Source organism: Pandoraea sp. NE5 (assembly GCF_024363545.1).
Taxonomy (GTDB): Bacteria; Pseudomonadota; Gammaproteobacteria; order Burkholderiales; family Burkholderiaceae; genus Pandoraea; species Pandoraea cepalis.
Genome location: NZ_AP025517.1, coordinates 3,339,856 through 3,358,147, shown reverse-complemented (window position 1 = coordinate 3,358,147; position 18,292 = coordinate 3,339,856). Strand labels below are relative to the sequence as shown.

Annotated in this window: 15 protein-coding genes; 5 read left to right on the top strand and 10 right to left on the bottom strand. The window is 63.6% G+C overall.

Annotated features, from left to right (window positions below):
• Positions 1 to 50 precede the first annotated feature (50 nt).
• Together PanNE5_RS15360 and PanNE5_RS15355 are read right to left on the bottom strand one after the other, a co-directional pair.
• On the bottom strand, positions 51 to 497 hold the full coding sequence (locus PanNE5_RS15360; RefSeq protein WP_261938313.1) for a GatB/YqeY domain-containing protein: 447 nt from the start codon (positions 495 to 497) through the stop codon (positions 51 to 53).
• Positions 498 to 757: 260 nt separating this feature from the next.
• Complete coding sequence (locus PanNE5_RS15355) at positions 758 to 2,008, bottom strand: NAD(P)/FAD-dependent oxidoreductase (RefSeq protein ID WP_261938312.1); 1,251 nt, start codon at positions 2,006 to 2,008, stop codon at positions 758 to 760.
• Positions 2,009 to 2,099: 91 nt separating this feature from the next.
• Between PanNE5_RS15355 and tsaD the strand changes: the two genes are divergently transcribed.
• On the top strand, positions 2,100 to 3,131 hold the full coding sequence (gene tsaD, locus PanNE5_RS15350; protein ID WP_017231856.1) for a tRNA (adenosine(37)-N6)-threonylcarbamoyltransferase complex transferase subunit TsaD: 1,032 nt from the start codon (positions 2,100 to 2,102) through the stop codon (positions 3,129 to 3,131).
• A gap of 82 nt (positions 3,132 to 3,213) precedes the next feature.
• Here the strand turns inward: tsaD and folE2 are convergent, their stop codons facing one another.
• The 4 genes from folE2 to PanNE5_RS15330 form a co-directional block, all read right to left on the bottom strand.
• Positions 3,214 to 4,023, bottom strand: coding sequence for a GTP cyclohydrolase FolE2 (folE2, locus tag PanNE5_RS15345; RefSeq protein WP_261938311.1), 810 nt, complete (start codon positions 4,021 to 4,023; stop codon positions 3,214 to 3,216).
• Positions 4,024 to 4,222: 199 nt separating this feature from the next.
• Complete coding sequence (gene dxs / locus PanNE5_RS15340; RefSeq protein ID WP_261938310.1) at positions 4,223 to 6,139, bottom strand: 1-deoxy-D-xylulose-5-phosphate synthase; 1,917 nt, start codon at positions 6,137 to 6,139, stop codon at positions 4,223 to 4,225.
• 198 nt (positions 6,140 to 6,337) lie between these two features.
• Positions 6,338 to 7,243, bottom strand: coding sequence for a polyprenyl synthetase family protein (locus PanNE5_RS15335; protein ID WP_017231859.1), 906 nt, complete (start codon positions 7,241 to 7,243; stop codon positions 6,338 to 6,340).
• 135 nt (positions 7,244 to 7,378) lie between these two features.
• Positions 7,379 to 7,648: an exodeoxyribonuclease VII small subunit gene (locus PanNE5_RS15330; RefSeq protein WP_017231860.1), complete on the bottom strand. Its 270-nt coding sequence runs from the start codon at positions 7,646 to 7,648 to the stop codon at positions 7,379 to 7,381.
• 228 nt (positions 7,649 to 7,876) lie between these two features.
• Here PanNE5_RS15330 and PanNE5_RS15325 point away from each other — a divergent pair, with 228 nt between their 5' ends.
• From PanNE5_RS15325 to PanNE5_RS15315, 3 genes are all read left to right on the top strand, one after another.
• Complete coding sequence (locus PanNE5_RS15325) at positions 7,877 to 8,992, top strand: aromatic ring-hydroxylating oxygenase subunit alpha (RefSeq protein ID WP_261938309.1); 1,116 nt, start codon at positions 7,877 to 7,879, stop codon at positions 8,990 to 8,992.
• A 270-nt stretch (positions 8,993 to 9,262) separates the two neighbouring features.
• Positions 9,263 to 10,117 carry a DMT family transporter gene (locus PanNE5_RS15320; RefSeq protein ID WP_017231862.1) on the top strand — a complete coding sequence of 285 codons (855 nt, stop codon included), beginning with the start codon at positions 9,263 to 9,265 and terminating at the stop codon, positions 10,115 to 10,117.
• Between the two features lie 51 nt (positions 10,118 to 10,168).
• Entirely contained in the window at positions 10,169 to 11,053 is an 885-nt protein-coding gene (locus tag PanNE5_RS15315) for a sulfurtransferase (RefSeq protein WP_017231863.1), read from the top strand.
• Here the strand turns inward: PanNE5_RS15315 and PanNE5_RS15310 are convergent.
• The 4 genes from PanNE5_RS15310 to polA all read right to left on the bottom strand — a co-directional run bounded on the left by PanNE5_RS15310 (position 10,984) and on the right by polA (position 17,548).
• Positions 10,984 to 11,853, bottom strand: coding sequence for a ZIP family metal transporter (locus PanNE5_RS15310; RefSeq protein WP_017231864.1), 870 nt, complete (start codon positions 11,851 to 11,853; stop codon positions 10,984 to 10,986). The two genes, PanNE5_RS15315 and PanNE5_RS15310, sit on opposite strands and share 70 nt — an antisense overlap.
• A gap of 187 nt (positions 11,854 to 12,040) precedes the next feature.
• The gene (locus PanNE5_RS15305) at positions 12,041 to 12,916 is read right to left on the bottom strand and encodes a dienelactone hydrolase family protein (RefSeq protein ID WP_017231865.1); all 876 of its coding nucleotides are present in this window, start codon (positions 12,914 to 12,916) and stop codon (positions 12,041 to 12,043) included.
• Between the two features lie 286 nt (positions 12,917 to 13,202).
• Positions 13,203 to 14,594, bottom strand: coding sequence for an NAD(P)/FAD-dependent oxidoreductase (locus tag PanNE5_RS15300; protein ID WP_026131581.1), 1,392 nt, complete (start codon positions 14,592 to 14,594; stop codon positions 13,203 to 13,205).
• A gap of 215 nt (positions 14,595 to 14,809) precedes the next feature.
• Complete coding sequence (gene polA, locus PanNE5_RS15295) at positions 14,810 to 17,548, bottom strand: DNA polymerase I (RefSeq protein WP_017231867.1); 2,739 nt, start codon at positions 17,546 to 17,548, stop codon at positions 14,810 to 14,812.
• Here polA and PanNE5_RS15290 point away from each other — a divergent pair, their 5' ends adjacent.
• Entirely contained in the window at positions 17,549 to 18,283 is a 735-nt protein-coding gene (locus tag PanNE5_RS15290; protein WP_026131582.1) for a TIGR00730 family Rossman fold protein, read from the top strand.
• The last annotated feature ends 9 nt before the right edge of the window (positions 18,284 to 18,292 follow it).

Genomic DNA, 18,292 nt, shown 5'->3' with positions numbered 1-18,292 from the left:
GGCACGGCACCGTGCCGTCGCTTGCGACGGCAACTCACCGCACCACTCAATTACGCAGCCAACGCCGCCTTCACCTGCGCGGACACGGCCGTCATGTCGGCGCGGCCGGCCAACTGGCCTTTGAGCACGCCCATCACCTTGCCCATGTCCTGCGGACCCGCTGCGCCCGTTTGCGCCACGGCTGCCTTGACCGCCCGCTCGACCTCGTCAGCCGAGAGTTGCTGGGGCATATAGACCATGAGCACGTCGAGTTCGGCGGCCTCCTTGTCGGCCAGATCGGTGCGACCGGCCGCCTGGAACTGGCTGATGGAATCCTTGCGTTGTTTGATCAGCTTGTCGACGACGGCCACGATCGCCGTGTCATCGAGAGTGATGCGCTCGTCGACTTCCCTTTGTTTTATTGCCGCGAGCAGCAGCCGGATGGTCCCCAGTCGTTCCGCGGCCTTGGCACGCATGGCCGTCTTCATATCTTCGGTAATGCGTTCTTTCAGACTCATGAGCAGGGGTTCCGGATTTCGAATACGTTTCAGTGTAGTGCATGCCGCCCCAAAGGAAAGGACGACTGTCGTCAGGCACTTGCCGCGTGCGGCCGCAGCCGACGGCTCGGCGCTGACATTAGCGAGCGCAGAAAGCACAAAAACCCGCTTGAGGAAACGATCACACGCGCGATCACAAGCGGGCCGCAGGAGACTCGGCTCCGCCCTCGGTGCGTCGTCTCCACGAAGGGGAGAGATTATCACAGCACGGAAGTCGCCGTCTACGACAACGCGCCGCCCCCCGCCCGCTCCGCCTTTACGCTTTCGGACATTGCTTGCGCGCAAGCCACGGCCGACGCCCACGCCCACTGAAAGTTATAGCCGCCGAGCCACCCGGTCACGTCGACCACTTCCCCGACAAAATGCAGCCCCGGTTGTTCGCGCGCCTCCAGGGTGGCGGAAGACAGTGCCTTCGTATCGACCCCACCCCGCGTGACTTCGGCCTTGCGCCAGCCTTCAGACCCGCACGGCTTGAGCGTCCAACTGGAAAACGCCTGGGCAAGCGAGCGCAACGCCTTGTCCGGCAATTCCTGCACGCGCGCCTGCGGCGAAAGCCCGCTGTTCGCAACCCAGGCGTCGGCCAAACGGGCCGGCACCCATTGCGCCAACAGGTTGGCCAACTGCCGCTTCGACGTCGCCTTCGCCTCGAACAATGCCGCCTCGATGTCCGACGATGGCGACAGATTCAGGACAATTGACTGCCCAGGCGCCCAGAAGCTGGAAATTTGCAGGATGGCCGGACCGGACAACCCGCGGTGCGTAAACAAGAGATCCTCAACGAAACGACCGCCGTCCTTTCCCTTGCCCGCGCTCACCTCGACTTCCAGCGACAAACCCGATAGCCCCGCAAAGGGCGCCCAGGTCGACGCGTCGAACATGAGCGGCACCAGCGCCGGACGCGGCTCGACGATCTCCAGTCCGAATTGACGTGCGATCCGATAGCCCCAGTCCGTCGCGCCGATTTTGGGAATCGACAGGCCGCCCGTGGCGATCACCAGTCGTTTGGCCGCGATATGCCCCGCATCTGTCGTCAAGTGATAAGGATGCGCGCCGCCCGAGGACGTATGGGCAACGGTGTGTACAGTGCATGGCATGCGCCAATGCACGTGCCCCGTCGCACACTCCTTGCGGAGCATGTCGATGATGTCCTCGGCACTGTTGTCGCAAAACAGCTGTCCGCGATGCTTTTCGTGCCAGGCAATGCGGTGACGCCCCAGCAGATCCAGAAAATCGCGCGGCGTATAGCGCGCCAGGGCCGAGCGGCAGAATCTCGGGTTTTCTGACAGGTAGTTGACCGGCCCGGCGTTGATATTGGTGAAATTGCAGCGCCCGCCGCCTGAAATTCGGATCTTCTCCGCCAGACGCGTCGCGTGATCGATGAGCACCACGCGCAGCCCAAGCTGCCCGGCCACCGCCGCGCACATCAGGCCGGCCGCGCCAGCCCCCACGATTGCTACATCGAACTTTTCCATGGCGCGCATTGTACCCGGCAGGGGTTAGGGGCGACTGGTATACTTCTTGGTTATCTCGTTACCTTGACGCCGCACGTCTCCCCCTTCCGCCATGCTGGTTTTAGGCATTGAAAGCTCCTGCGACGAAACCGGGCTCGCCCTTTACGACACCGAGGCCGGCCTGCTTTCGCACGCGCTGCATTCGCAGATTGCCATGCACCGCGAATACGGTGGCGTGGTGCCCGAACTGGCGTCGCGCGACCACATCCGCCGCGCGCTGCCCCTGACAGAAGCCGTGCTTGCGCAAGCTGGCAAGCCACTCAGCGCGGTCGATGCAATCGCCTACACGCAAGGCCCCGGACTCGCCGGGGCGCTGCTGGTGGGCGCCAGCGTCGCGAACGCCCTCGCGTTTGCGCTCGGGCGTCCAGTCGTGGGCGTGCACCATCTGGAGGGCCATCTGCTCTCTCCGCTGCTCGCACCGGATGCTCCCGATTTCCCGTTCGTCGCTTTGCTGGTCTCCGGCGGCCACACGCAGTTGATGGAAGTCCGCGCCTTCGGCCAGTACGCCATGCTCGGCGAAACACTGGATGACGCTGCCGGCGAAGCCTTCGACAAGACCGCCAAGCTGCTGGGACTCGGCTACCCGGGCGGGCCGGCCATCTCGCGCCTGGCCGAGTTCGGTACGCCGGGACGCTACGACTTGCCGCGTCCGATGAAGCATTCGGGCAACCTTGACTTCAGTTTCAGCGGATTGAAAACCGCCGTGCTCACGCAGGTGCGCAATCTCGGCGGCAACGTATGCGACCAGGAAAAGGCCGATCTCGCGCGAGGCTTCGTCGATGCCATCGTCGACGTGCTCGTCGCCAAGTCGATGGCCGCGCTCAAGCAGACTGGCATGAAAACGCTCGTCGTGGCAGGGGGCGTGGGTGCCAACACGCAGCTTCGCGAAGGACTCAATGAAGCCGCTCGCCGCCGTGGCTATCGCGTGCACTATCCGGACCTGGCTTTCTGCACGGATAACGGCGCCATGATCGCCTTCGCCGGCGCCATGCGGCTCAAGTACTGGCCAGATGAAGCGGACAGCGAATACGCCTACACGGTCCGCCCGCGCTGGGATCTCGCCGACATCGTGCGCGGCGTCTAGCGCCTCGCCCGGCACGCGCCCAAGAAAAAACCGCTCCGAGGAGCGGTTTTTCATTGCATGCGCCGCGCGAGGCGCAGCAAGATCAGGCCACCACGCGCTTGTCGCGTTCGATCACGGCGTAAGCGCTGTGATTATGGATCGACTCGAAATTCTCCGCTTGAAGCGCGTAGGCCACGACGCGCGGCTCATTGTTAAGTCGCGTTGCCACATCGCGCACCAGATCCTCGACGAACTTCGGGTTCTCATACGCCCGCTCGGTTACGTACTTCTCATCCGGGCGCTTGAGCAGCCCCCACAACTCGCAGGACGCCTCCTCCTCAGCCATGCGCACCAGTTCCTCGACGGCGATATCGCCCGCGATTTCGGCGTCGATCGTGATGTGCGAGCGCTGATTGTGCGCGCCGTACTGCGAGATCTTCTTCGAGCACGGACAAAGGCTCGTGACCGGCACGAGCACCTTGAGCCACACGCGCGTCTGGCCGTTGCGCACGTCGCCGGTGAGCGTCACTTCGTAGTCCAGCAAGCTTTGCACGCCTGAGACCGGTGCCGTCTTGTTGATGAAATACGGAAACGTCACTTCAATTCGACCGGCGTCGGCTTCGAGTTTTTCCAGCATGCTGTCGAGCATGGCGCGAAAAGCCGCCACGTCGATCGGCGCGCGATGCGCGTCGAGCAACGCCACGAAGCGCGACATATGCGTACCTTTCTGATCGGCAGGCAGATGCACGTCGAGATTGAACAAGCCCACGGTGGCCTGCGCCTCCCCATCGGCCAGACGCACCGACAGCGGATGACGCACACCGCGCACACCCACGCGCTGAATCGGGATCTGCCGGGTATCGACGGTGCTTTGCACGTCGGGCATGACGAAAGCGGGGTTCATCTGATTCATCTAATTCTTCCTTCTTTGCCGGCAAGCCGACTTGGGGGAGGCAATAGGCAAACGTATCCGACGCCTGGCTCGCCAGCCGCTGACGGTTGTCGTCGGAATCGTGCCGGAGCCCCCGGCACGGTATCGGGAAAGGGCGATTCAAAACGAAACGATCCGGCATGCAAGCCGGATCGTTCGGAGGTTCAGGACTACCGGACGCTCAGGCGACGAGCTTGGTCGTGACCTTGCCAGCGCCCTGCGACGCCTGCATCAGCGGCAGGTCGAAGCGGGCACGGATGGACTTCGCGATACCCGCGGCATCGAGCCCCACGGCGGCCAGCAGCAGCGCCGGGTCGCCATGGTCGATAAAGCGATCGGGCAGGCCCAATTGTAGTACAGGCCGAATCTCCCCACCGGCAAGCAGGGATTCCGCCACGGCCGACCCCGCACCGCCCATGATGCTGCCCTCTTCCACCGTGACCAGATAATCGTGCGTTTGCGCCAGCCGTGCGATCAATGCCTCGTCGATCGGCTTGACGAAGCGCATGTCGGCCACGGTGGCGTCGAGTTCCTCGGCTGCGGCAAGCGCCGGGGCCACCATGCTGCCGAACGCAAGAATTGCCACACGGCGTCCCGCCTCGGCTTGTCCCTCGCGTCGCACAACACCCTTGCCGATCGGCAGTGCGCTCATCGTCGATTCGATCGCCGCGCCCGTGCCGGCACCGCGCGGATAACGCACGGCCGACGGGCCGTCGATCTGCACACCGGTATAGAGCATCTGACGGCATTCGTTCTCGTCCGACGGCGCCATCACCACCATATTCGGAATGCAGCGCAAATAGGCGATGTCGTATGCGCCCGCGTGCGTTGCCCCGTCTGCACCGACCAGACCCGACCGATCGAGCGCAAACACGACCGGCAGATTTTGCAGCGCAATGTCGTGAATCAGTTGATCGTAACCGCGCTGCAGGAACGTCGAGTAGATCGCGACCACGGGCTTGAGGCCCTCGGTCGCCATACCGCCGGCGAACGTCACGGCGTGTTGCTCGGCAATGCCCACGTCGTAGTAACGCGTCGGGAATCGCTTCTCGAACTCCACCATGCCCGAGCCTTCGCGCATGGCCGGCGTGATCCCCACGACACGCTTGTCGGCTTCGGCCATATCGCATAGCCAGTCGCCGAACACTTGCGTGTAGGTCTTCTTGCTGCTCGTGCTCGGCTTGATTCCTTCGGCCGGGTTGAACTTGCCCGGACCGTGATACAGCACCGGATCGGCTTCGGCCAACTTGTAGCCGTACCCCTTGCGCGTGACCACGTGCAGGAATTGCGGCCCCTTCAGATTCTTGATGTTCTCGAGCGTCGGAATCAGCGAGTCGAGGTCGTGTCCGTCGATCGGGCCGATGTAGTTGAAGCCGAACTCTTCGAACATCGTCGCCGGCACGACCATGCCCTTGGCATGCTCTTCGAACTTGCGCGCCAACTCCAGCACCGGCGGCGCCACACTCAGCACCTTCTCCACGCCCTTCTTCGCCGCCGCGTAGAAGCGACCCGACATCAAGCGGGCAAGATAGCGATTGAGGGCACCGACCGGCGGCGAGATCGACATGTCGTTGTCGTTGAGGATGACCAGCAGCGGCACGTCTTCATGCACCCCCGCATTGTTCATCGCCTCGAACGCCATACCGGCGGTCATGGCGCCATCGCCGATCACCGCGATGCCGAAGCGATGCTCGCCCTTCGTGCGCGCACCAAGCGCCATGCCCAGCGCCGCTGAAATCGATGTGCTCGAATGCGCCGTGCCGAACGTGTCATACGGCGACTCATCGCGCTTCGGGAAGCCCGAAATACCGCCGAGCTGACGCAGCGACGCCATGGCGTCGCGGCGACCGGTCAGGATCTTGTGCGGATAGCTCTGGTGCCCCACGTCCCAGACAATGCGATCCTCCGGCGTGTTGAACACGTAGTGCAGCGCAATCGTCAGCTCGACCGTACCGAGATTGGACGACAAGTGACCGCCCGTGCGCGACACGCTCTCGAGCACAAAGGCACGCAGCTCTTCGGCCAACGGTGCGAGTTGGCGACGCTCCAAACGCCGCAACGCGGCCGGGTCATCGATGGTATTTAGCAGTTCGTACATCGTCATTCCATATGTAGGCGTTCTGGTCGGGCAGCCCTGCCTGGCGAGCCGGTCCCGATCTCCTGCCGGTGCGTTCTGTGGGGAGATCCGCGCCGACCCTCATTGCCCCTTGCCTGTTTCTACTGCAAACGCCCCCGGATCACGCGATCCTTTGCCGCCTGGGTCGCCTCGAAATTTGCCTGTCAGGCGATTCGCCGGTCAGTTGATGCGATCGACCACGTAATCGGCCAGGGCACGCAGCCGATCCGCATTGCCAAGCGTCGCACTCGCCGCGTGAGCATCGGCCCGCAGCTTCTCCGCATAGCCGCGCGCGCCGTCGAGGCCCATCAGCGATACGTAGGTCGGCTTGTCGTTGGCCGCGTCCTTGCCGGCCGTCTTGCCAAGCGTGGCCGAATCGGCCGTGGTATCGAGAATGTCATCCACGACCTGGAAGGCCAGGCCGACAGCCGCCGCGTAGGCGTCCAGCGCGCGTGTTTCATCGTCCGACAATGCACGGCCGCAGATGGCGCCCATGCGCAGCGACGCGCGCAACAGGGCCCCCGTCTTCAGTCGATGCATGTTTTCCAGTTGCGACTGATTCAGCTTGATGCCGACGCTCTCCAGATCGATCGCCTGCCCGCCGGCCATGCCCAGCGCCCCCGAAGCCAGCGCCAGTTCGCGCACCAGCGCGAGCGACTGTGCGGCGCTCAGGTCGCCCGTGGCTTCGCCGAGCAGCACAAACGCTTGCGTTTGCAGCGCGTCGCCCGCGAGCAGGCCGGTCGCTTCGTCGTATTGCACATGCACCGTCGGCTTGCCGCGGCGCAGATCGTCGTCGTCCATGCACGGCAGATCGTCATGCACCAGCGAATAGGCGTGGATCATTTCCACGGCGCACGCGGCACGATCCAGGGCCGTCTCGCTTGCCTGGGTCACCTCGCCGGCGGCAAAGCACAACAGCGGACGCACACGCTTGCCGCCGCCGAGCACGGCGTAGCGCATCGATTCATTCAGTCGTGCCGAGCCGCCATCGGCGGCCTTGGGCAGCACGGCGTCGAGCGATTGTTCCACACGGGCCTGCACTGCCTGCATCCAGGCCTTGATATTCTGATCCGCCATCGTCTTCATCCTGCACGTGCCCATTGGGCCGTGCGTGTTATTGAGTCGCCCCGCGCCGCGTTGGGACGTCCACGCTCATGCGTCGCGTGTCGCGTGTCGAGTGTCGCGTGTCGCAGGTCGGCTTGCCGCATCACCCGGCGCCGCTCAGAACTCGTCGCGCACCGGCTCGAGCGGCTTGAGCGTCTCTCCCTCGAGCACCTTGACCTGCTGCTCCACCTTCTCGAGCAGGCCCTGGCAGTATTTCACCAGCACGGCACCACGCCGGTAGGCGCCAAGCGACTCCTCCAGCCCCAGCTCACCGCCTTCCATGCGCCCCACGAGCTTTTCCAGCTCGGCGAGCGCAGCCTCATAGGTCTCGGGCAGGTCCTGCGGCACGTCGGGTGCCGCGTCTTGCGACTTTGCAGTCTTGGCCATAAACGCAAAATTCGGGTCGAATGTTCCATTTTACGGCAAAAGCGCATCGGCTCGCAGAGCGTAAATTGCCTCAAAACCGATCGCGCTGACAATTTTCGGACATTATTTAACGCAAATCATGGACTTAGCGGCCCTCATGAGCCGAGACAAGGTATAATTCTCGGTTCCCCTAAATCGATTTTTCGATGGTTGGGTTGTTCACTGCTTTCAAGCTAGTCGGGAGTGGGAATGTCCAATCTAAGCAGCGCTTTGCAACTCAAACCGGCCTCGAGCCAACTGCCGGTCTACACGTATTTCGACGAGGCGCTCCTCGCCCGCGAACGTGAAGTCCTCTTCGAACATGGTCCCCGCTACGTAGGCCACGAGCTGATGGTGCCCGACGCCGGCGACTATTTTGCGCTGCCTGCCGAACAGGAAGGTCGCATGCTGGTGCGCAATGGCGCGGGCCAGCATGGCGGCATCGAACTGCTCTCGAACGTCTGCCGTCATCGTCAGGCGATCATGCTGGGCGGCCGTGGCAATGCACGCAACATCGTGTGCCCGCTCCACCGCTGGACTTACGACACGAAGGGCGAACTGCTCGGCGCGCCGCACTTCCCGGAGAAGCCCTGTCTGAACCTCGGCAAGTTCCCGCTGCAACGCTGGAACGGACTGCTGTTCGAAGCGCAGGGCCGCGACGTCCAGGCCGATCTTGCCCTCCTGGGCGTCAAGCATCATCTCGACTTTTCGAACTTCATGTTCGATCACGTTGAAGTGCATGAATGCAATTACAACTGGAAGACGTTCATCGAGGTCTATCTCGAGGACTATCACGTCGTGCCGTTCCATCCCGGGCTGGGCAGCTTCGTTTCCTGCGAAGACCTGAGCTGGGAATTCGGCGACTGGTATAGCGTTCAGACGGTCGGCGTGCACGAAGGTCTTGCCAAACCGGGCAGCCCGATCTATCGACAGTGGCACGACGTGCTGATGCGGTACCGCGAAGGCGTGCCGCCGGACTTCGGCGCGATCTGGATGGTGTACTACCCGCATCTGATGATCGAGTGGTATCCGCACGTGCTGGTGGTGTCCTGGCTGATTCCGCGCGGACCGCAGAAAACGACGAACATCGTCGAATTCTATTACCCCGAGGAAATCGCGCTCTTCGAACGCGAATTCATCGAGGCCGAGCGGGCCGCGTATATGGAAACCGCCCGCGAAGACGACGAGATCGCCGAGCGCATGGATGCCGGCCGCCGTGCCTTGTTCGATCGCGGCGTGTCGGAAGTCGGTCCGTATCAAAGCCCGATGGAAGACGGCATGCAGCACTTCCATGAGTTCTTGCGCCGCCAGATGGGCGATTTCTGAGCGCTGGCACGCCAGCACGTCTCACGGGTTGAGACGGTTAGCGTGTCTGACTGAGACACCACCGAGCGGCCAATGTGGCGCCCGCGAGACTGAATTAAATATTTGCCGAAATTTCGGAGAACGGCGGGCCATCGGCCCGCCGTTTTCGTTAGAATCGTCGCAACGTTCTCGACATGACCGCGCGGGCACTCCATCTGCCGCACGCGTCGCCCGCGCTCGGTTCACCGCGCTTCAGCTCGCTTCTTCGCCGTCAATCGGCCCCCATTCGCCATGCAATCGCTCTGGATGTTGGTCTCCGCCTTCATGTTCACGTTGATGGGGCTATTCATCAAGCTGGCGGCAAACGAATACAACACCGGCGAAATCATTCTCTACCGCAGCCTTATCGGTGTCATCGTTTTGCTGGTGTTGGCGCGCGCACGCGGTCATTCGATTCGAACACGCCACCTCGGCGCGCACGTCAAACGCAGTACTGCCGGCGTGATCTCACTCGGCCTGTGGTTCTATTCCCTGACGCAACTGCCGCTTTCCACGGCGATGACCCTCAATTACATGTCGCCGATCTGGATCTCCTTGATCGTGATGGCGACGGCGGCCATGCGCGGCAGCCTGCGAGCCGACTTCCGCCTGGTCGCCGCGATCTTTGCGGGATTCGTCGGTGTTGCCCTGTTGCTCCAGCCGACCATCGACAGCCAGGCGTGGACTGCCGGCGTGGCGGGCGTCGTCTCGGGCGTGTTCTCGGCCATCGCGTACATGCAGGTCAAGGACCTTGGCGCGGCGGGGGAACCCGATTGGCGCATCGTCTTCTATTTCTCGCTGGGCGGGGTACTGCTAGGCCTCGGCTGGGTCGCCATTGACGGCATGCACGCGCTGACCTGGCGCAGCGCCGGCCTCATGCTCGGGGTCGGTATCGCGGCACTCGTCGCCCAAACGGCACTCACCCGAGCCTTCAGTTTGGGCAACACGCTGGTCACTGCGAATCTGCAATATTCCGGCGTAATCTTCGCTACACTGATCAGCATGCTTGTCTGGGACGATTGGCCCGCGCTGGCCGGCTGGATCGGCATGCTGCTTATTGTGGCGAGCGGCATGACCGCACTGCGCCGACCGTCGGCCACGGCCTGATGCCGGGCGGTTCCCGCTGCCCGTTCCCCCACGCCCGCCTGCGGAGACGCCATGATTCACACGCACTTCACCACGCTCATCAGCCCGCAAAATCTTGACGCGCTGATGCAAACCGCCGCCGACGGCGGTGCCCCGGTGATCCTCTTCGATTGCCGATTCGATCTCGCGAATCCGACGGCCGGCGAAACGGCGTATGTCGACGGCCACCTCTTCGGTGCCTTCTACACTCACCTCGAACGCGACCTGTCGGGAAAGACGACAGGCAAGAACGGTCGCCATCCGCTGCCCGAGCGCGACACCCTCGCCCGCCAACTCGCCGCGTGCGGGTTGTCGAAGGGCCAGCAAGTGGTGGCTTACGACGCGCAAGGTGGCGTCTATGCCGCCCGCCTGTGGTGGCTGCTGCGCTGGCTCGGCCACGAGTCGGTTGCCGTGCTCGATGGCGGCTTGCAGGCCTGGGAAGCGGCCGGCTTCACGCTCGACGCCGCCCCGCCCGAAGCGCCGCCACCGGGTGATTTCACCGCAGGCGAGCCGCTCGCCACCACCGCCGACGCGGCGGCCATCGAGCGCAACCTGACGTCGCACGAGCGACTGGTCGTCGATGCACGGTCACCGGATCGGTATCGCGGAGAGAACGAAACCCTCGATCCGATCGGCGGCCACATTCCCGGTGCGGTCAATCACTTCTTCAAGGACAACCTCGGCCCGGATGGGCGCTTCAAACCCGCCGCCGCCCTGCGGGAAGCGTTCGCGCAGGTCCTAGGAAAGGACCGCCTGCCCGAGCGCGTCATATCGCAATGCGGCTCAGGCGTGACGGCTTGCCACAATCTACTGGCGATGGAGGTCGCGGGCCTTCATGGGGCCAGCCTCTATGCGGGGTCGTGGAGCGAGTGGTGTGCGGACAAGCGCCGCCCGGTCGCCACCGGCGCCCAGCCGTAAGCCCCGCCGGCACCTGCCAACGACATCGCCAGGGCGCTGCTGGGGGCCTCATGGTCGCGACCGTGGGCGTGCTCGTGATCGTGGCCGTTGAGCCACACCACCAGCGCCAGTCCCACCGCGATCAGCAGAATCTGGGGCAGCGCGTCGCGCGGCGACGTGCGGCGCTGCATCTGCGGCATCAGATCCGACACGGCGATATAGATGAAGCTGCTTGCCGCCAGCGCCAGCAAATACGGGATCAGGCTCTGAAGACGGTCGAGCATGAAGTAACCGAGCACACCGCCGGCCAGCGCCGTGAGGCTCGAGGCCAGCGTCAGCACCAACGCCTTGCGACGCGGAAAGCCGGCGTTGAGCAGCACCATGAAGTCGCCGAGCTTGTGCGCCACCTCGTGGACCGTGATGGATACCGTTGCCGCAACCCCGAGGCGCGGATCGGTGAGGAACGCCGCCGCGATCACGACACCATCGGCAAAGTTGTGAATCGCGCTGCCGACCAGAATCATCCAGCCGCCTTTGCCTGCTTCATGGGCGTCGTGCCCGTGCTCATGGTGATGCCCATCGCCCTCGTGATGATGGCTATGGCGCAACAGCGCCAGCTTCTCCAGCAGGAAAAAGCCGAGCAAACCGCCCAGCAGCCAACCGGTGATGACGTGCGCATCGACGTGCGACTCAAGGCTTTCCGGCAGCAGATGCAGCAGCGCCGTGCCAAGCAGCACGCCCGCCGAAAAGCTGACCATCTTGTCGATGAGCTTCGAGAGCAGGCCAAGCGACAGCGACGCCGCGCCGGCAAGGCTCAGCACGCCGGAAGCCAGCGTGGCGATAACGATGAATAGAAAGATGGCGTCGATGGTGATTCTCCCGCAGGCAAGGCGGCGATTTAACCAGCTTTTCCCGTGACAGGCAAACCGTCGGGTCGCGAAGCACAGTGGCGTACCGCCCCACCGACGGGCTCAATAGCTCCGCCAGCCGGCCCGCAACAGCGGCGGCTCACGCCACGCCGTGTTTGTGCAGCCAGTCCAATGCCAATGTCCAACCTTCCTTCGCGTCGGCTTCGACATAGCTCGACCGGTAATCGGCGAAAAATGCGTGCCCCGAATTCGGGAATACCTTCAGCTTCGAGGCCCTCGACGCCGCATTGCCCCGTGCAAGGGCCTCGCGTGCCTGTTCCACGCTTGTCACGGGAATGCCTTGGTCCTTGCCGCCGTACAGGCCGAGCAGCGGTCCGTGCAGCTTGCCCGCGATATCGATCGGCTGGCTCGGGAAATCCGGACTCCTGTCACCAACGATGCGCCCATACCAGGCCACCGCCGCCTTCACGTTGGGATTGTGCGCGTCGTAGAGCCAGGCGACGCGTCCGCCCCAGCAGAAGCCGGTAATGGCGATACGCTTCTCGTCTCCGCCATTGGCCAGCGCCCACTTGAGCGTCGCGTCGATGTCGCGCATCACCTGTTCGTCCGGTGTCTTGGCGACGATCTGCGACTGAATCTCGGCAATCGTGCCCAGCGACTGCGGATCGCCCGCGCGCGCGAACAGTTCCGGCGCGACCGCCAAATAACCGAGTTTGGCGAAACGTCGGCAGATATCGGCGATATGCTGATGCACGCCGAAGATCTCCGAAACCACGACGATGGTCGGCAGATGCGTCTTGCCCGCAGGCTTCGCGTAGTAGACCGGCATTTTGATGTCGGGCACGTCGAGCAGGGTTTCGCCCGCCTCCAGCCCTTGCGTGTCGGTCGTGATCGTTTCGGCCGCCACCGGCAGCACGGCCAGCGCAAACGCCGAACCGACGGCGGTCTTCAGAAAATCGCGCCGGTTGCTCGGCGCCACTTCGGGCACAAGACTATCCAGATCCGCTTGCGACATGTCGTACTCCAGGGAAACACGTCAGTAAAGGCATGCCGGGGAGACCGCCAACGGAAACGTCGGGATGCGCCACCGCCCCGGGGCCGGACGTTGGGATCTTACTAGAGTGAAGATGCGCTTGCACTCGGACGCCGGCGCGACGGCGATCGGAACCCTCCGAAACGGGTACCCACCGCCACAGCGCAGGCCGCCTGGCACCCGGTCAGGCCGCGACCCCGTGCGAACGGACCAGCGGCAAAACGCCAACCCAGCGTCAGCCCATCGTCAGCCCATCGTCAGCCCATCGTCAGTGCAGCTTCACGCGCGGCACGGTCGAACGACGCAGGCGATTGGCAACGGTATCGAGCATCATGCGCCAGACCCCATGCAGCGCCGCCACGTGCATGCGATAGAGCGACGTGTACATCACCCGCGCAAACAGCCCTTCGATGAACATGCTGCCGCCGATGAGCCCGCCCATCAGATTGCCCACCGCACTGAACTTGCCCAACGAGACAAGCGAACCGAAATCGCGATAAGTGAACGTCGGCAGGCTTTGCCCTTTGAGCCGGGCGTCAATCGCCTTGACCAGGAAGCTCGCCTGCTGGTGCGCCGCTTGCGCGCGCGGCGGCACGAAGCCATGCTCCGGCCACTCGCAACTCGCGCAGTCGCCGAACGCGAAGATGTCCGGATCCGACTTGCTTTGCAGCGTCGGCAACACTTCGATCTGGTTCAGACGATTGACGGCAAGCCCCAGTTGTCCCAGCACCGGCGGCGCCGTAATGCCCGCCGACCAGACCGTGATGTCCGCCGGCAGCACACGGCCCCCGGTCGTCGTGACTTCATTCTTGCGCACCTCGGCGACCGAATCGCCACACAGGATGTCGACGTCGAGCTTGCCCAGCAACCCGGCCACCGCTCCCGATACACGCTCCGGCAGCGCCTTCAGAATGCGCGGACTCGATTCGATGATGGTGATGCGCACGTCCTTGCGCGGATCGAGCTTCAACCCGTAGGAGCGCAACACTTCCGCCGTGTTGCGCAGCTCCGCCGACAGTTCAACGCCGGTCGCGCCGGCCCCCACGATGACGAGGTTGACCTTGGGGCGGCCTTCAACCTTGGGGGCCGGTGAAACCGCCGTATCGGGCGGCACGTCATGAATGTCTTGCGCGACCGGCGCCGCCAGCGCGCTCGGCACGGGCGCTTCGGCTTCATTCTGCGCGCGCACGCAGGCGGCCATCAGCCGACGACGGAAGCGCTCGGCCTGCTCGACGGTATCGAGTGCGATGGTATTTTCCTGAGCGCCGGCCACCCCGAAGAAGTTGGTCGTGCTGCCGATGGCGAGCACGAGCGTGTCATACGCCAATGTACGCTCGGGCAGCAAATCGCCCTCGCCTTCGTCGGCTGCCGCAGGCACCGCCGCCAGCCGGATCGTCCGGTTCGCGCGATCCAGACCGATCATCTCGCCGGCCGCAAACTCGAATCGATGCCAGTTGGCCTGAGCGACATACGAGAGCTGATGCGTTGCGGTGTCCATGACACCGGCAGCGACCTCGTGCAACAGCGGCTTCCAGATGTGCGACAAGGACCGGTCGACCAACGTCACCTGAACGTCCTTGCCACGCCCGTACTTGTCGCCCAGTCGGGTGACAAGCTCCAGACCGCCGGCGCCGCCGCCGACCACAACGATACGATGCACACTCACAATAACTCCCCGTGCTTGGAAAACCGTCCGGCCGGTCGGCATTTGCCGCGCCGGCGATAGCGATTACCTTACCGCAGAGTGCGGAGTTCGGGTATGGCTGTCACCCTATTCCCGCTATTGAGCCATGCGATACGGGCCGACAGCGGCGTCGGCCAAGGCGGGGGGCCGCCCGTGCGACGCACTCACTTTAGGTGTCAACCCAACGCCGTTCAATGGGCCTGTTCCCAATTCTCGCCCACGCCGACCTCGGCCACGAGGGGCACGCGCAACTTCGCCACGCCGCACATCAGTTCCGGCAAACGCTTGCGAACCTCGGCCAGTTCATGGTCGGGCACTTCAAGCACCAGTTCATCGTGCACCTGCATGATCTGACGCGTCTGCAGGCCGCTGTCGTCCAACCAGCGCTGCACGGCGATCATCGAGAGTTTGATGAGATCGGCGGCCGTGCCCTGCATCGGGGCATTGATGGCGGCGCGCTCGGCGGCCTGGCGGCGCGGTCCGTTGCCGCCATTGATGTCCGGTAGCCACAGACGGCGTCCGAAGACCGTTTCGACATAGCCGCGCGCCTTCGCACTCTTGCGCGTCTCGTCCATGTAACGCGCCACGCCCGGGTAGCGCATGAAATAGCGGTCGATGTACTGCTTGGCGGCGTCGCGTTCGATACCGAGGTTCGCGGCCAGCCCGAACGCGCTCATGCCGTAGATCAAACCGAAGTTGATGACCTTGGCGTAGCGACGTTGTTCGTTCGACACCTCGATCGGCGTGACGGCGAAGATTTCCGCCGCCGTGGCGCGGTGAATGTCCTCGCCGTTGGCGAATGCGCGCAGCAGACTTTCGTCGCCCGAGATATGCGCCATGATGCGCAGCTCGATCTGCGAGTAGTCCGCCGACACCAGTTGGCTGCCCTGGGGTGCAATGAACGCCTCGCGAATGCGGCGCCCCTCGGCCGTGCGCACGGGAATGTTCTGCAAATTCGGATCGTTCGACGCCAGGCGACCGGTGATCGCTACGGCCTGCGCATAGTTCGTGTGCACGCGGCCAGTCGAGGCATTGACCATCTTCGGCAACTTGTCGGTGTACGTCGACTTGAGCTTGGCAAGGCCGCGGTAATCGAGCAGCACCTTCGGTAACGGATAGTCTTCGGCGAGCTTCTGCAGCACTTCCTCGTCGGTCGACGGGGCACCGCTCGCCGTCTTCTTGACGATCGGCAGTTGCAGCTGCGTGAAGAAAATGTCGCCGATCTGCTTGGGCGAATTCAGATTGAACTGCTGCCCGGCCAGTGTGTACGCTTCGGCTTCGAGCGCGACCAGCTTCTGGCCGATCTCGTCGCTCTGTGCGGCCAGACGGGCAGTGTCGACAAGCACGCCGTTGCGCTCCATGCGTTGCAGCACGCGCGCCGTGGGCATTTCGATGTCTCGGTAGACGAACTCCAGCGTGGCTTCACGCGCCACATCGGGATAGATCGCGCGGTGCAGTCGCAGCGTGATGTCGGCGTCTTCGGCGGCGTAGGCGGTCGCGCGCTCGACGGTCACTTCGTCGAAGCCGATCTGCTTGGCGCCCTTGCCGCACACCTCTTCGTATTTGATCGTCGTCACGCCGAGATGGCGCGCGGCCAGGCCGTCCATGTCATGGCCGCGGTGCGATTCGAGCACGTACGACTGAAGCATCGTGTCGTGTGCAATGCCGCGCAACACGATGCCGTAGTTCTCCAGCACGTGGGCATCGTACTTGAGGTTCTGTCCCACCTTCTTGTGGTCCGGACTTTCGAGCCAATGCTTCAGGCGCGCCAGGACTTCGTCTCGCGGCAATTGGTCGACATCGCCCGGCGCGCGATGCGCCACCGGAATGTAGGCGGCGCGTCCCGGTTCGCAGGACAACGACAGGCCAACCAGTTGCGCCTGCATCGCGTCGAGCGAGGTGGTCTCGGTATCGAATGCCGTCAACTCGGCCGACTCGATGATCTTCAGCCATGCGTCGAACTGCGCCCACGTCAGCACCGCTTCGTACTCTCGCTCGATCGTGTCGGCCACAGGTGCCGGCGCCGGCTCACCGGCCTGCGTGGCAACGGCGGCCTGCGCTTCGCGCAGCAAGGTCTTGAAGCCGTGACGCACGAAGAAATCGCGCAGCGTTTCGACATCTTCGGGCTGCGACTGCAAGCTCGCGTCGATGGAGGTGACCTGCGGTGCGAGATCGCAATCGAGCGCAACCGTCACCAGCTTGCGCCCCATCGGCAGCCAGTCGAGCGCGCGGCGCAGGTTCTCGCCCGCCGCCCCTTTCACCTCCGCGGCGTTCGCCACGAGATTGTCGAGATCGCCGTATTGCGCGAGCCACTTGACGGCCGTCTTCGGCCCGCATTTGTCCACGCCCGGCACGTTATCGACCGTGTCACCGACAAGCGTGAGGTAATCGACGATGCGCTCGGGCGGCACGCCGAATTTCGCGGTGACGCCGGCGGCATCGAGCGTTTCGTTCGTCATTGTGTTGACCAGCGTCACGCGGTCGTTCACGAGTTGCGCCAGATCCTTGTCGCCGGTGGAGACGACCACGCGCATGCCGCGCTCGGCCGCTTGCCTTGCCAGCGTGCCGATGACGTCATCGGCCTCCACGCCATCGATCATCAACAGCGGCCAGCCCATGGCGCGCACCGCCTCGTGAATCGGCTCGATCTGCGCGCGCAGATCTTCCGGCATCGACGGTCGATTCGCTTTGTATTCGGGGTACCAATCGTCGCGAAACGTCTTGCCCTTGGCATCGAAAACGCAGGCGCTATACTCTGCGTGGACGTCTTTACGCATGCGGCGCAGCATATTGACGATGCCGTGAAGCGCCCCCGTCGGCTCGCCATTGGGACCGCGCAAATCCGGCAGGGCGTGATAGGCTCGATAGAGATAACTCGAACCATCGACCAATAAGAGCGTCTTACCTTCCAGACTTTGCTGTTCCGACATATGACCAAGAGAAGAAAAGAAATACCGAGTCTGCGCATGCTGGCAGACCATGAGCGCGCCACCGCAAAAAAGGCGCGCGCGTCGTGGCAGATGTTCACGATTATGGCAGAGTTCATCGAGGCGACCGAGTACCTGTCCGAGATCCGGCCGGCCGTCAGCATCTACGGCAGCGCGCGCATCAAGCCGAAATCGCCGTTTTACAAACTGACGATGACCATCGCCCGGAAATTCTCCGACAATGGCTTTGCCGTCATCTCCGGCGGCGGGCCCGGCATCATGGAAGCCGCCAACAAGGGCGCGCACGGTGGCGCCTCGCCGACCGTCGGCCTGAACATCGAACTGCCGCACGAACAAAAGGGCAATCAGTACCAGGACATCTCACTGCGTTTCCGACACTTCTTCACGCGCAAGGTCACGTTCGTGAAGAACTCGGACGCGTTCGTCATCATGCCGGGGGGCTTTGGCACGCTCGACGAACTGTCCGAAGTCCTCACGCTCATCCAGACGCAGAAGTCGCGCCAGGTGCCCGTGATTCTCGTCGGCACGGAATTCTGGAAGGGACTGCTCGAATGGGTGCGCTCGACGATGTTGCCGATGGGCCTCATCGGCGAAAAGGATCTCGATCTGGTGCAGGTCATGGACGACCCCGACGACATCCTCAAAGCGGTGTTCGCGTTCTACGACGGCCACATCGAGCCCGAAACGGAAAGCAGCGAGAAGATGTTCTACCTGTAATCGCGACGG